11 protein-coding genes are annotated in these 14,660 nt (G+C 73.9%); 10 read left to right on the forward strand and 1 reads right to left on the reverse strand.

What is annotated here, in order from left to right; all coding sequences use genetic code 11:
* Positions 1 to 149 precede the first annotated feature (149 nt).
* From SLINC_RS36010 to SLINC_RS36020, 3 genes are all read left to right on the forward strand, one after another.
* A complete protein-coding gene (locus SLINC_RS36010) occupies positions 150 to 1,415 on the forward strand; it encodes a sensor histidine kinase (RefSeq protein ID WP_067442388.1) in 1,266 nt (421 codons plus the stop codon).
* Between the two features lie 237 nt (positions 1,416 to 1,652).
* Entirely contained in the window at positions 1,653 to 2,333 is a 681-nt protein-coding gene (locus tag SLINC_RS36015) for a response regulator transcription factor (protein ID WP_067442390.1), read from the forward strand.
* A gap of 55 nt (positions 2,334 to 2,388) precedes the next feature.
* Positions 2,389 to 3,573 (forward strand): cytochrome P450 family protein, encoded by a 1,185-nt coding sequence (locus SLINC_RS36020; RefSeq protein ID WP_067442392.1) that lies wholly within the window; start codon positions 2,389 to 2,391, stop codon positions 3,571 to 3,573.
* 77 nt (positions 3,574 to 3,650) lie between these two features.
* Here SLINC_RS36020 and SLINC_RS36025 read toward each other — a convergent pair whose 3' ends face one another.
* Positions 3,651 to 4,673 carry a Gfo/Idh/MocA family protein gene (locus tag SLINC_RS36025; RefSeq protein WP_067442394.1) on the reverse strand — a complete coding sequence of 341 codons (1,023 nt, stop codon included), beginning with the start codon at positions 4,671 to 4,673 and terminating at the stop codon, positions 3,651 to 3,653.
* A gap of 129 nt (positions 4,674 to 4,802) precedes the next feature.
* Between SLINC_RS36025 and SLINC_RS36030 the strand changes: the two genes are divergently transcribed.
* From SLINC_RS36030 to SLINC_RS36060, 7 genes are all read left to right on the forward strand, one after another.
* Entirely contained in the window at positions 4,803 to 5,540 is a 738-nt protein-coding gene (locus SLINC_RS36030; protein WP_107406730.1) for a GntR family transcriptional regulator, read from the forward strand.
* A 117-nt stretch (positions 5,541 to 5,657) separates the two neighbouring features.
* A complete protein-coding gene (locus SLINC_RS36035; protein ID WP_067442398.1) occupies positions 5,658 to 6,806 on the forward strand; it encodes an ROK family glucokinase in 1,149 nt (382 codons plus the stop codon).
* Positions 6,803 to 7,384, forward strand: a complete 582-nt coding sequence (locus SLINC_RS36040; protein ID WP_067442400.1) for a sugar kinase — start codon at positions 6,803 to 6,805, stop codon at positions 7,382 to 7,384. The genes SLINC_RS36035 and SLINC_RS36040 overlap by 4 nt, the downstream gene beginning before the upstream one ends.
* A gap of 94 nt (positions 7,385 to 7,478) precedes the next feature.
* Entirely contained in the window at positions 7,479 to 10,316 is a 2,838-nt protein-coding gene (locus SLINC_RS36045) for a DEAD/DEAH box helicase (RefSeq protein WP_067442402.1), read from the forward strand.
* On the forward strand, positions 10,313 to 12,517 hold the full coding sequence (locus tag SLINC_RS36050) for an SWIM zinc finger family protein (RefSeq protein ID WP_067442404.1): 2,205 nt from the start codon (positions 10,313 to 10,315) through the stop codon (positions 12,515 to 12,517). Before SLINC_RS36045 ends, SLINC_RS36050 begins: the two co-directional genes overlap by 4 nt.
* A gap of 166 nt (positions 12,518 to 12,683) precedes the next feature.
* Positions 12,684 to 13,982 (forward strand): bifunctional 3-oxoadipate enol-lactonase/4-carboxymuconolactone decarboxylase PcaDC, encoded by a 1,299-nt coding sequence (gene pcaDC, locus SLINC_RS36055; RefSeq protein WP_067442406.1) that lies wholly within the window; start codon positions 12,684 to 12,686, stop codon positions 13,980 to 13,982.
* A gap of 33 nt (positions 13,983 to 14,015) precedes the next feature.
* Entirely contained in the window at positions 14,016 to 14,651 is a 636-nt protein-coding gene (locus SLINC_RS36060; protein WP_067442408.1) for an MBL fold metallo-hydrolase, read from the forward strand.
* Positions 14,652 to 14,660: the final 9 nt, after the last annotated feature.

Here is a 14,660-nt window from a genome sequence, read left to right on the forward strand (position 1 = left end):
GTCCCCCCACGGACATCGGCCGCGGGGCGAGACCCGTCCGACGGAAGCCTCGCCTCCGCTGCTCCGGCGGCGCCGAAAGTCTCCGGCCGTGCGACTTTGGTCGACGATCTCCCACACGGGGAGGTGGAGCGGCGCCGCGCTGCGTAGATTTGTCGAATGTGAGTGGCGACGAGACGGTGTCCGACCCGCCGGCCTTCCCGGGGCGGCGGTGGCTGCTGCCGTCCGCCGTGGCCCACGAGTTCGACGCCAACGCCGACGCCGGTCCGCGCGGGCCGCGACACCGGCGCACCGCGCGTGACTGGATCGTCGACTTCACCTGCTTCTTCGTCGCCGTCCTCGTCGGCCTGGTCGGCGCCGACGCGGTCACCAACAACCCTCATGTGCCCGAGGGGATCGCCGTCCTCGACCAGTGGATCGGCGCGCTCGCGTGCGCCGCGGTGTGGCTGCGTCGCCGCTGGCCGGTCGGGCTGGCCCTCGCGACCGTCCCCGTCGGGATCATCTCCGACACCGCGGGCGGCGCCTGCATGATCGCCCTGTTCACGCTCGCCGTGCACCGCCCCTTCCGGTACGTCGCCTGGGTGGGCGGCATCAACATCGCGCTGATCCCGGTGTACTTCTGGCTGCGCCCCGACCCCGAACTGTCGTACCTGGTCGCGGTCGTCATCTTCGTCCTGATGACCGCCGCGCTGGTCGGCTGGGGCCTGGTCGTGCGCGCCAAGCGGCAGCTCTGGCTGAGTTTCCGCGACCGTGCGCGCCAGGCCGAGAACGAGGCGAGCCTGCGTGCGGAGCAGGCGCAGCGGCTCGCCAGGGAGGCCATCGCCCGCGAGATGCACGACGTCCTCGCCCACCGTCTGACCCTGCTGAGCGTGCACGCGGGCGCCCTGGAGTTCCGTCCGGACGCGCCCCGTGAGGAGGTCGCGCGGGCGGCCGGCGTCATCCGGGAGAGCGCGCACGAGGCGCTCCAGGACCTGCGGGAGATCATCGGCGTGCTCAGGGCGGCCGAGCCCGACGACACGGGCCGCCCCCAGCCGACGCTGGCCGCGCTGGACGTCCTCGTCGCCGAGTCCCGCGAGGCCGGCATGAAGGTCACCCTCGACAGCCGCGTCACCGACGCCGCCGGGGTTCCCGCCTCCATCGGCCGCACCGCCTACCGCATCGCCCAGGAGGGCCTCACCAACGCCCGCAAGCACGCCCCCGGCACCGAGGTCACGGTGACCGTCACCGGCGCCCCGGGCGAGGGCCTGGAGGTGTCCGTCAGCAACCCGCCCTCCGAGGGCGAGGTCCCCCACGTCCCCGGTTCCGGCCAGGGCCTCATCGGCCTGACGGAGCGAGCCACCCTCGCCGGCGGCCACCTGCACCACGGGCCGCACGACGACGGGGGCTTCCGGGTGCGGGCGTGGCTGCCGTGGGGGTGAGACGGGGGCGCGGGGCCGACCGGGCGTCCCAGGCGGGGCCCGGGCGCGCGATCCGGCCTTCCCCGGCGACCTGCGGGTGCCCGACCCGGCCGGCCGCGAGCGCGCCGTCGTGCCAACACCGCGCCCCCACACGCACGTTGACGCGACGCGACATACCGTCCCGTCCCGGGGCCGTCCCCCGGCCAGGCTCACCCGACCTGCTCACCCGTGCTCGGTAACCGTGATTACGTAGGGCCCATGACTGCGATCAGACTGCTCCTCGTCGACGACGACCCGCTCGTCAGGGCCGGCCTGTCCCTGATGATGGGCGGCGCCGAGGACATCGAGATCGTCGGTGAGGCGGCCGACGGCGGCGAGGTCGAGGAACTCGTCGACCGCACCCGGCCGGACGTCGTCCTCATGGACATCCGGATGCCCGTGACGGACGGCCTGACCGCCACCGAGCGCCTGCGGGCCCGGACCGAGGCCCCGCAGGTGGTGGTCCTGACCACCTTCCACGCCGACGAGCAGGTGCTGCGGGCGCTGCGCGCGGGAGCCGCCGGATTCGTCCTCAAGGACACCCCGCCCGCCGAGATCCTCGCCGCGGTACGCCGGGTCGCGGCCGGCGACCCCGTCCTGTCGCCCACGGTGACCCGCCAGTTGATGACCCACGCGGCCGGCGCCTCCGCCGACACGCGCCGCACGCGCGCGCGTGCCCGGATCGCCGCCCTCAACGACCGGGAGAGCGAGGTCGCCGTCGCGGTCGGCCGGGGCCTGTCCAACGCCGAGATCGGCACCGCCCTCTTCATGAGCGTCGCCACGGTCAAGACCCACGTCTCCCGCATCCTGGCCAAGCTCGACCTCAACAACCGTGTCCAGATCGCCCTGTTGGCCTACGACGCGGGGCTTCTGGAGGACGTGGGGGAGGACGGGCACTAGGCGGCGCCGCCGGACGTTGGGCGGGTGAGGGGCAGAGGGGTAGGAGGGGGACGGCATGGACGACGTGATCGATCTCGGGGAGTACGGCGACGCGTTCCGCACGGACCCGCACCCGGTGTACGCCGGCCTGCGCGAGCGCGGCCCGGTGCACCGGATCCGACCCCCCGGGTCCACGCCCGACTACTGGTCCTGGCTCGTCGTCGGCCACGAGGAGGTGCGGGCCGCGCTCGCCGACCCCCGGCTGTCCAAGGACGGCCGGCGCATCGGCATGGTGTTCAACGACGAGCAGCTGATCGGCCGCCACCTGCTGGGCACCGACCCGCCCGAGCACACCCGGCTGCGCGGACTCGTCTCCCGCGCCTTCACCATGCGGCGGGTGGAGCGGCTGCGGCCCCGGGTCCAGGAGATCACCGACGGCCTCCTCGACGCGATGCTTCCGCTCGGCCGGGCCGACCTGGTGGAATCGCTCGCCTACCCGCTGCCGATCACGGTGATCTGTGAACTCCTCGGCGTCCCCGAGATGGACCGCGCGGAGTTCCGCAAGCAGTCGACGGAGGTCGTCGCACCCACCAGCCCCGAGAACTCCTACGACGCCGTCCTGAGGCTCGGCGAATACCTCACCGAGCTGATCGAGGACAAGCGGCGCTCCGGACCCGGCGACGACCTCCTCGGCGATCTGATCCGCACCACCGCGGAGGACGGCGACCGGCTCTCCCCGGCGGAACTGCGCGGCATGGCCTTCCTGCTGCTGATCGCCGGCCACGAGACGACGGTCAACCTCATCACCAACGCCGTCCACGCCCTGCTCACCCACCCCGACCAACTCGCCGCCCTGCGCGCCGACATGAGCCTCGTGGACAGCGCGGTCGAGGAGACCCTGCGCCACGAGGGCCCCGTGGCGAACGCCACGTTCCGGTACGCCGCCGAGCCCCTGGAGATCGCCGGCACCCCCATCGCCCAGGGCGACCCCGTGATGATCGGCCTCACCGCCGCCGACCGCGACGAGGCCCGCTACCCCGACCCGCACCGTTTCGACATCCACCGCGACACCCGCGGTCACGTCGCCTTCGGCCACGGCATCCACTTCTGCGTGGGCGCCCCCCTGGCCCGTCTGGAGGCCCGCACCGCGCTGCGCTCCCTCCTGGAGCGCGCCCCGGCCCTCACCCTGGACGGCCCGCCGGGGGAGTGGCTGCCGGGCATGCTCATACGGGGGCTGCGCAGCCTGCCGGTGCGGTGGTAGGCCCTCGGCGGCGGCGCGGGAGGCCGGGCCCGCTCACAGCGCCACCGGTGGCGCCGGTCCGCGGCGACCGTACGCCCTCACAGGACCGCCGACGCGTCCCCGCCCGGAATCTCCGCCAGCCACACGACCCTGCGCTCCCGACGGGACACCTCGCACGCCTCGGCCACCCGCAGCGCCTGCAAGGCCTCGCGCCCGTCGCACGGGTTGGCCAGCTCCCCCCGCACCACGTCGACGAACGCGCACAGCTCGGCCTCGTAGGCGGGCCCGAACCGCTCCAGGAACCCCGTCCACGGCTTGTCCGCGGCCGGCGGCCCCGTCGGCTCGGTGGACGCGATGGGCGTACGGTCGTCCAGCCCGACCACGACCTGGTCCAGCTCCCCGGCCAACTCCATCCGCACGTCGTAGCCCGCCCCGTTCAGCCGCGTCGCGGTCACCGTGGCGAGCGTGCCGTCGTCCAGGGTGAGCAGCGCCGCCCCGGTGTCCACGTCGCCCGCCTCACGGAACATCGCCCCGCCGGCGTCGGACCCGGCCGCGTACACGTCGAGGATCTCGCGCCCGGTCACCCAGCGCAGCACGTCGAAGTCGTGGATCGCCGTGTCCCGGTACAGCCCGCCGGAGACCGGCAGATACGCGGCCGGCGGCGGCGCCTGGTCGGAGGTCAGTGCCCGCACGGTGTGCAGCCGCCCGAGCCGCCCCGAGCGGACCGCCTCGCGTGCCCCCGTGTAACCCGCGTCGAAGCGGCGCTGGAAGCCCATCTGGAGGACCGTGCCCGCCGTCTCGACCTCGCCGATCGCCTGTAAGGTGCCCGCCAGATCGATCGCGATGGGCTTCTCGCAGAACACGGGCAGCCCCGAGCGTGCTGCCCGACCGATCAGTTCGGCGTGGGCCGACGTCGACGTGGTGATCACCACGGCGTCCACGCCCCACCTGAAGATCTCGTCCACTCCGGGCGCCGCCGTCTCGCCCAGCCGGTACGCGAGATCCTGGGCCCGTGCCGGGTCCGCGTCCGTGAGGATCAAGGAGCCGACCTCCCGGTGCCGGCTGAGTGTGTTCGCGTGAATGGTGCCGATGCGGCCCGTACCGATGACGCCGATGCGCATGTGAACAAAATGTGGGCGGAGACCCCGCGCTGTCAATGCGTATGTCCGGACAATCGAACTACACAACTTCCCGTCAACAACGCACGGAGCTACGCTCGGGCCGTGCCGAAACCAGAAGTGGATCCGACTGTGACCCTCGATCTCCGTGTGGACCGCAGCAGCCCCGTGCCGCTGTACTTCCAGCTGTCCCAGCAGCTGGAGGCCGCCATCGAGCACGGGGCGCTCACCCCCGGCAGCCTCCTGGGCAACGAGATCGAGCTGGCCGCCCGGCTCGGCCTGTCGCGGCCCACCGTCCGCCAGGCCATCCAGTCGCTCGTCGACAAGGGCCTGCTCGTGCGCCGCCGCGGTGTCGGCACCCAGGTCGTGCACAGCCAGGTCAAGCGCCCCCTGGAGCTCAGCAGCCTCTACGACGACCTGGAGGCGGCGGGCCAGCGCCCCGCGACGAAGGTCCTCGTCAACACGGTCGTCCCGGCGCCCGCCGAGATCGCGGCCGCGCTCGGCGTGGCCGAGGACAGCGACGTGCACCGGGTGGAACGGCTGCGTCTCGCGCACGGCGAGCCCATGGCGCACCTGTGCAACTACCTGCCGCCCGGTCTGCTCGACCTCGACACCGAGCAGCTCCAGTCGACCGGCCTCTACCGCATGATGCGCGCCGCGGGCATCACCCTCCACAGCGCCCGCCAGTCCATCGGCGCCCGCGCCGCCACCGCCGCCGAGGCCGAACGCCTCGCCGAACAGGAGGGCGCCCCGCTCCTCACCATGCAGCGCACCACCTACGACGACACCGGCCGCGCGGTCGAGTACGGCACCCACACCTACCGCCCGACCCGCTACTCGTTCGAGTTCCAGCTCCTGGTACGTCCCTGAGGGCACGGTTCCGGCTGGTCGCAATGTAAGGACAAGAGAGCAGCGGCGATGGTCGGGCACTCCGCTTTGCTCCCCTGCACAGCACCCATACCCGCGGTGAGGCAGAATCGGGCCTTGATGAGCACCTACGGCAACTTCAGCGCCCCCATCGGCTCCCGCCGCGCGCCAGCGCTCCGCACGGTCGGCACAAGGGAGCGCCGCTCGCACCTGACCGCGCCCCGCGTGCCCACGGTCGGCATCGACATCGGCGGCACCAAGGTCATGGCGGGCGTCGTCGACGCCGACGGCAACATCCTGGAGAAGGTCCGCACCGAGACCCCGGACAAGTCCAAGAGCCCCAAGGTCGTCGAGGACACCATCGTCGAACTGGTCCTGGACCTGTCCGACCGCCACGACGTGCACGCGGTGGGCATCGGCGCGGCCGGCTGGGTCGACGCCGACCGCAACCGCGTCCTGTTCGCGCCCCACCTGTCCTGGCGCAACGAGCCGCTGCGCGACCGCATCGCGGGCCGCCTCGCCGTGCCCGTGCTGGTCGACAACGACGCCAACACGGCCGCCTGGGCCGAGTGGCGCTTCGGCGCCGGCCGCGGCGAGGACCACCTCGTCATGATCACCCTCGGCACCGGCATCGGCGGCGCCATCCTGGAGGACGGGCAGGTCAAGCGCGGCAAGTACGGCGTCGCCGGCGAGTTCGGCCATATGCAGGTCGTGCCCGGCGGCCACCGCTGCCCGTGCGGCAACCGCGGCTGCTGGGAGCAGTACAGCTCCGGCAACGCGCTGGTCAGGGAGGCCCGCGAGCTGGCCGCCGCCGACTCCCCGGTGGCGTACGGGATCATCGAGCACGTCAAGGGCAACATCGGCGACATCACCGGCCCGATGATCACCGAGCTGGCCCGCGAGGGCGACGCGATGTGCATCGAGTTGCTCCAGGACATCGGCCAGTGGCTCGGCGTCGGCATCGCCAACCTCGCGGCGGCGCTCGACCCGTCCTGCTTCGTGATCGGCGGCGGTGTCAGCGCGGCCGACGACCTGCTGATCGGCCCCGCCCGGGACGCCTTCAAGCGCCAGCTCACCGGCCGCGGCTACCGTCCCGAAGCCCGTATCGCCCGCGCCCAGCTCGGTCCCGAGGCCGGCATGGTCGGCGCCGCCGACCTCGCCCGTCTCGTCGCCCGCCGCTTCCGCCGCGCCAACCGTCGCCGGGTGGAGCGGTACGAGCGGTACGAGCGGTACACGGAGGCCCGTCGCACGTCACAGGGGTCCGCGTGACCGCTTCCCTCCCGGGCCACGTCGGATCGTCGCAGGAGCCGGACCGGCCGACGGAGGACCGTCGCCACATGATCCGCCGCCGGGCGCTCACGCTGACCATCATCGTGCTGCTCATCGGCGTACCGGCCGGCTATCTGGTGATCTCCGCCAACCAGAGCCGCAACAGCGGCAAGGACAAGGAGGCGAAGTACTCGGCGACCGGCCTCACCGAGGGCTGGCCGTCCAAGCTCCAGCGCCGTATCTACGAGGTGCCGGTCCCGCACCCGGCGGACCGGATCGCCTACTACGAGACCAACAACTGGAAGACCAGTCGCCTGTACGTCCAGTTCCGCACCACGGACGCGGGCCTGGACGCCTTCCTCACCGGCATGGGCGTCAACCCGGCCGACCTGAAACCGGGGAAGATCACCATCAGCTCCCGCGACCAGTCGGTCACCGGATGGTCGTTCGCGGGACCGGGCACCTGGGCGGGCCTCATCCACAAGCAGAAGAACCCCGCCCCCACGCACGACGTCGTGGTGAACCGGGCCGACCCGGCCGCCCCGATGGTGTTCCTCGTCTCCCGCACGGTCCCGTAGCGGGCCCGGCCGGGTCGCCGGAGCCGATTGTCAGACCCCGCCCGTAAAGTCGGAGACGACTGATCCGACACACGGGCGGGAGGTGACAGGACGTATGCGCGACGTGGCCGCGGTGGCCGAACCAGAGGCCGCGGGCGTGGGCGACATTCCCGTCCGGCTCGCCGCCGTGTTCCTGCCCGACCCCCTGCCCCGGCACGGACGCGTCGCCTTCTGGGACCCCGAGGACGGCCCGCTGCCCGCCTCCGACGGCGAGATCACCGTCGTACGACGCCATGGGGCCGGCGTGCGCCGCCGGACCGCCCCCGCGCTGTCGCTGCCCCTCGCGCGGGCCCTGCCCCTGCTCGTGCACGCCCGGCGGGACCCCGCCGCCCACCCCGCCACGGCGTGCTGGGGCGCGGCCGCGCTGCACGCGCTGCGGCTGACCGCCCGCGGCCGGCTGCTCCCCGGCCTGACCGCCACCGGCCACGACGCCTGGCGGGCCGGACCCCTCGACCCGGACGACATCGCCCACCTGAGGGCGATCGCCGCCGCCCTGCCGTCCGAAGGACACGCGGTCCCGCTGTCCGGCCCGGGCCCGATCCGCCTGCCCGAACCGGAAGCGCTGATGCGCGCCTTCCTGGACGCGGTCGCGGACACCCTGCCCCGCACCCCCGCCGCGCCCTACGCCTCCGGCCTGCCCTTCGCGGCGCGGGCGGCGCAGCGCCTGCCCGACGCCCAGGACTGGGCGGCGGAAGTCGCCGCGGGCATGGACGCGGGCGTGCGGGTCTCGCTCCGCCTGGACCTCTCGGCCTACGACCTGTTCGACGAGGACGGCGGCGACGGCGCCCGCAGCGCGGGCGCGGCGATCGTCCAGGTGCACAGCCTCGCCGACCCCACCCTGGTGGCCGACGCGGCGGCCCTGTGGGCGGGCGAGACGGACGCGGCGTTCGGGCCACGCGCCCGTGTGGACGCGGCACTCGCCGTGCGCCGCGCCGCCCGCGTCTGGGCGCCGCTGGACCGGCTCACCGAGCAGGACGTGCCCGACGTACTGGCCCTGTCCGACGAGGAGTTGGGCGACCTGCTCGGCATCGCCGCGACCCGGCTCGCGGCGGCCGGGGTCGCCGTGCACTGGCCCCGCGACCTGGCTCAGGACCTCACCGCAGCCGCCGTGGTCCGGCCCGCTCCGGGCTCGGCGACCGACGGCACCGGGTTCTTCGAGAGCGAGGAACTCCTCCAGTTCCGCTGGCAGTTGGCGCTCGGCGGCGACCCGCTCAGCGAGGGTGAGATGGACGCGCTGGCCGAGGCCCACCGCCCGGTCGTCCGCCTCAGGGACCAGTGGGTGCTGGTCGACCCCGCCCTGGTCCGCAAGGCCCGCAAGCGCGAACTGGGGCTGCTCGACCCGGTCGACGCGCTCTCCGTCGCCCTCACCGGCAGCGCGGAGGTCGACGGCGAGACCGTCGAGGCGGTCCCCGTCGGTGCCCTGGCCACCCTGCGCGAGCGTCTGACGGCCGGGGTCCGGCCCGCCGAGCCGCCGGCCGGGCTGAACGCACGGCTGAGGGACTACCAACTCCACGGCCTCGCCTGGCTGGACCTGATGACCTCACTCGGTCTCGGCGGCTGCCTCGCCGACGACATGGGCCTCGGCAAGACGATCACCCTCATCGCCCTGCACCTGCGCCGGGACCGCGGCGAGCCGACCCTGGTGGTCTGCCCGGCCTCCCTGCTCGGCAACTGGCAGCGCGAGATCACCCGGTTCGCCCCCGGCGTCCCCGTCCGCCGCTTCCACGGCCCGGACCGCACCCTGGAGGACCTCGACGGCGGCTTCGTCCTCACCACGTACGGCACCATGCGCTCGGCGGCCCCCGTCCTCGCCCAGCAGCCGTGGGGCATGGTCGTCGCCGACGAGGCGCAGCACGTCAAGAACCCCTACTCGGCGACGGCCAAGGCCCTGCGCACGATCCCCTCCCCGGCGCGCGTGGCCCTGACCGGCACCCCGGTCGAGAACAACCTCTCCGAGCTCTGGGCGCTGCTGGACTGGACGACACCCGGCCTCCTGGGCCCTCTGAAGTCCTTCCGCGCCCGGCACGCGCGAGCCGTGGAGAACGGCGAGGACGAGGAGGCGGTGGCCAGGCTCGCCCGTCTCGTCCGCCCCTTCCTGCTGCGCCGCAAGAAGTCCGACCCCGGCATCGTCCCCGAACTGCCGCCCAAGACCGAGACGGACCACCCCGTCCCGCTCACCCGCGAACAGGCCGCGCTCTACGAAGCGGTGGTACGCGAGTCGATGCTCGCCATCGAGACGGCCGAAGGCATCGGGCGCCGGGGCCTGGTGCTGAAGCTGCTGGGCGCGCTCAAGCAGATCTGCGACCACCCGGCGCTGTACCTGAAGGAGGACGTCCCGCCGGCGGCCGTCGACCGCCTAGCCGCCCGCTCCGGCAAGCTCGCCCTCCTCGACGAACTGCTCGACACGCTCCTCGCCGAGGACGGCTCGGCGATCGTCTTCACGCAGTACGTCGGGATGGCCCGCCTGATCACCTCCCACCTCGCCGCCCGCGCGGTCCCGGTGGACCTGCTGCACGGCGGCACGCCGGTGCCCGAACGCGAACGGATGGTGGACCGCTTCCAGAGCGGCGCGACCCCGGTACTGGTGTTGTCCCTGAAGGCCGCGGGCACCGGCCTGAACCTCACCCGCGCGGGCCATGTCGTCCACTTCGACCGCTGGTGGAACCCGGCCGTCGAGGAACAGGCCACCGACCGCGCCTACCGCATCGGCCAGACCCAGCCCGTGCAGGTCCACCGCCTCATCACCGAGGGCACGGTCGAGGACCGCATCGCCGAGATGCTGGAGGCCAAGCGGGCCCTGGCCGACGCGATCCTCGGCTCCGGCGAGTCGGCCCTCACCGAACTGACCGACCGCGATCTGTCCGACCTGGTCCGCCTCCGGAGGACCTCATGACACCCCACCCCGCCGACGAGGCCCGCCGCGCGCTGCGAGCGGCCCGCGAACGAGCCTCCCGGTCGGCCTCCACGACCACCGACACCTCGGGACCGTGCCCCGAGCCGAGCGGTGAGGACGCGGCGCCGGAGGGCGGTGCGGTGTCCGGTGGGGACGTGGTGTCCGGGGGAGGCGGGACAGCCGGTGCGGAGGGGCCGTCCGGCGGAGGCGCGGCGCCCGGTGAAGCCGCGACGCCCGAGTGCCCGTCGCGGCCGGGTGACGTGGCGCGTGAGGCGCTGCGGAAGGCCGTGGCGGCCCGGCGCGGCGCAGAGCCGACCGCCGACGACACGACGGGGACGCAGGAGGCACCCGGTGCACTCGGTGGTGATGCCGAGAGCGGCTCCACGGGGGTCGGCGGTGTCGGTGTCGACAGAGTGCCGGATGCCGCCGAAGGAACGCCACCACCCGGCCCGGCGGAGCAGGAAGCCGAGCCCGGACACCCGGACACCCGGCCCGGGGATGTCGCGCGTGAGGCGCTGCGCGCGGCGCGCAGCGCGGCCCGGCAGGTCTCGGCCGAGGCCGTGTCCCCGGCCCGCGGGGCGGCTCCTCGGCCGCGGCGGGCCCCGGCCGCAGGGCCGATCACCGGCGGTACAGCTCATCGGGCGGTCGGGCCCCGGGCGCGTGACGTGCGGGGGTTGCTGGCGGACGCGTTCAAGATGCCGACCGACGAGACTCCTCCGGAGGAGGCCCACGAAGGCAACAGCCTTACTCACCGGGCCGGTTCGCCCGAAGACACCACGACGTCGGACCGGCGGCCCGAGGACACCCACCACCCCGTCGCGAGTCCTGCCGCGACCATCCCACCGGACCCCACCGACGGCTCGGCGCCCCTCGACCACGCCGGGTCCGTCGAGTCCCCGGCCCAGCCCACACTGCCCCGCACCCCGCCCTCCATGGCCGCCCCCTCCCGCGACGGCGACCTGCGCCGTACCTTCCCGGCCTTCGCGCCCCGGCCCAGGGAGTCCGACGACGACGGCTTCGCCGCGACCTGGTGGGGCAATGCCTGGGTCGAGGCGTTGGAGGAGGGCGCGCTGGACGCCAAGCGGCTGGCGCGGGGCCGTGGTTACGCCGAGAAGGGGCACGTGGACGCGATCACGGTGACGCCGGGACTGGTGCTGGCCTATGTGCAGGGCAGCCGGCCCAGGCCGTACCGCGTGCAGGTGAGGCTGCGCACGCTCGACGACGAGGACTGGGACCGCCTGCTGCACGGCGCGGCCGAGCGGACCGGGGACATCGCCGCGCTGCTCGACAGGGAACTGCCCCCGTCGCTCGCCGAGACCGGGGTGCCGCTGCTGCCGGGCCCGAGGGAGCTGGACCCGCGGTGCAGTTGCCCCGACTCCGGTCACCCCTGCAAGCACGCGGCCGCCCTCTGCTACCAGACCGCCCGGTTGCTGGATGCCGACCCGTTCGTCCTGCTCCTGCTGCGCGGCCGCGGCGAACGCGAACTGCTGGAGGCCCTGTCCCGGCTCAGCGCCGCCCGTGCGGCCCGCGCGGCCCAGGAACAGGGACCGGCGCCCCTGCCGGGCGTACGGGCCACGGAGGCCCTGGCGGACCGCCGACTCCCGCCCCTGCCGGCACCGTTGCCGGTCCCCCCGCACCCGGAGCAGCCCCCGGTGTACCCCGCGACCGCGGGCGGCCCGGACCCCTTCGCGCTGGACCAGCTGGCGACCGACGCGGCGGCCCGTGCCCACGCCCTGCTCGCCACCGGCCGCGACCCGGTCGGCGAGCTGACCCTGTGGCAGGACGCGGTCCGGCTCGCCGCGGCCCGCCCCGGTTCCGGCCTCACGGCCGGCACCCGCGGCCTCTACTCCTCGCTCGCCACCGCCACCGGCCGCACCCCGGCCGACCTGGCACGCGCGGTCGCCGCCTGGCGGCAGGGCGGCCTGGAGGGGCTGGCCGTACTCGAAGACCCCTGGGACCCGCCGGCCGGCCGCTTCGACCGCGCCCGCCCCCTGCTCCTCGCCGCCGACCTCCCCGCCTTCCGGCCCTCGCACAACCGCCTCACCCACCCGCGCGGCCATGTCCAGCTCCGTCTCGGCCGCGACGGCCTCTGGTACGTCTACGAGTCGGAACCCGGCCGGGACGACTGGTGGCCCCGGGGCACCCCCGACCTGGACCCGGTCGGCGCCCTCACGGGCCTCGGCACACCGGCCGACCTCTGAGAGCCGTGTCCGGCCGGACCGTGCGGCGCCCAAGCTGTCTGTTCGGTGCGGAAATGCGGCATCCGGTGAAGGCCGTGTGAGAAATCTCCACGGATGTTCGGGGGCGAGGTGTGGGGAGTGGGGGCCCCGAGGCCGCGGGGTGAGAAAAGGCGGTTAGCGTGGAGCGGTGAGTGAGACGAAGACTCCTGCCCTTCAGTACCGTTTCGACGGCCCCGAAGACGCCCCGGTGCTCATCCTCGGCCCCTCGCTCGGTACCACGTGGCACATGTGGGACCGGCAGGTGCCCGAGCTGGCCAAGCAGTGGCGTGTCTTCCGGTTCGACATGCCGGGGCACGGGGGTGCGCCCGCGTACCCGGCCGGGTCGGTCGGCGACCTCACCGCGCGGCTGCTCGCCACGCTCGACGGACTCGGCGTCCAGCGCTTCGGCTACGCGGGCTGCGCCCTGGGCGGCGCGGTCGGCATCGAGCTGGCCCTGCGCCACCCGGAACGCCTCGCCTCACTCGCGCTGATCGCCGCCTCGCCCCGCTTCGGCACGGCCGACGAGTTCCGCCAGCGCGGGGTGATCGTGCGCACCAACGGGCTCGACCCGATCGCCCGCACGTCCCCCGAGCGCTGGTTCACCAGCGGGTTCGCGGCCGCGCAGCCCGCGATCACCGAGTGGGCGGTGCAGATGGTGCGCACCACCGATCCCGGCTGCTACATCGCCTCCTGCGAGGCGCTGGCCTCCTTCGACGTGCGCCCGGAGCTCGGCCGGGTCGGCGTGCCCACGCTCGTCCTCGTCGGCTCGGACGACCAGGTCACCGGGCCCGCCGAGGCCCGCACCCTGGTCGCGGGCATCCCCGACGCCCGCCTCGCGGTCGTTCCCGGCGCCTCCCACCTGGTGCCGGTCGAGCAGCCGGCCGCCGTCACCGATCTGCTGGTCAGACATTTCTCCACCGCCTGGCAGCCCGGCTTCGACTCCACCACCGGCATGACGGCGATCCAGGCATCCCCGGTCAAGCCGGTCCTGGCCGCCGCGCCCCCGCAGCCCGTGGCCATCGCCGAGATCGCCGCCGCCGTCGTGCAGCCGCACGCCGCGGGGCGCCCGGACCCGTACGACGCCGGTCTCAAGGTGCGCCGCGAGGTGCTCGGGGACGCGCACGTGGACCGGGCGCTGGCGCAGGCCGACGAGTTCTCGGGGGACTTCCAGGAGTTCATCACCCGCTACGCCTGGGGCGAGATCTGGGACCGGCCCGGCCTCGACCGGCGTTCGCGCAGCTGCGTCACCCTCACCGCCCTGGTCGCCGGCGGCCACCTGGACGAACTCGCCTTCCACACCCGAGCCGCCCTGCGCAACGGCCTCACCCCGACCGAGATCAAGGAGGTGCTGCTCCAGGCGGCCGTCTACTGCGGCGTGCCCGCCGCGAACAGCGCCTTCAAGGTGGCCCAGCAGGTCATCCGCGAGGAGACGACCCCCACCGACTGAACCCTCGTCCGGCCCCGGAGGCAGGATAGGTCCATGAAACTCACGAAGAAGTCGCACTCCTGCGTCCGCCTGGAGAAGGACGGACGCACTCTCGTCCTCGATCCCGGGGGTTTCAGCGAGGAGGACTCCGCGGTCGGCGCGGACGCGGTCCTCGTCACACACGAGCACCCCGACCACTTCAACGAGGAGCGGCTGCGCGCGGCCCTGGAGGCCAATCCGGCCGCCGAGATCTGGACGCTGAGGTCGGTCGCCGAGAAGATCTCCGCCGCCTTCCCGGGCCGCGTGCACACCGTCGGCCACGGTGACACCTTCACCGCGGCCGGTTTCGACGTCCAGGTCCACGGCGAACTGCACGCCGTCATCCACCCGGACATCCCGCGCATCACCAACGTCGGCTACCTCGTCGACGGCGGCCGCCTCTTCCACCCCGGCGACGCCCTGACCGTCCCCGACCACGCCGTGGAGACGCTGATGCTCCCGGTCATGGCCCCCTGGAGCAAGATCTCCGAGGTGATCGACTACGTCCGCGAGGTCAAGCCGCAGCGCGCCTACGACGTGCACGACGCCCTCCTCACCGACCTCGCGCGCCCCATCTACGACAACCAGATCGGCGCCCTCGGCGGCGCGGAGCACCTGCGCCTCGCACCGGGTGAGACGGCCCTCCTCTGACTGTCGGAC

It is taken from the genome of Streptomyces lincolnensis (assembly GCF_001685355.1).
In the GTDB taxonomy this organism is placed as follows: Bacteria; Actinomycetota; Actinomycetes; order Streptomycetales; family Streptomycetaceae; genus Streptomyces; species Streptomyces lincolnensis.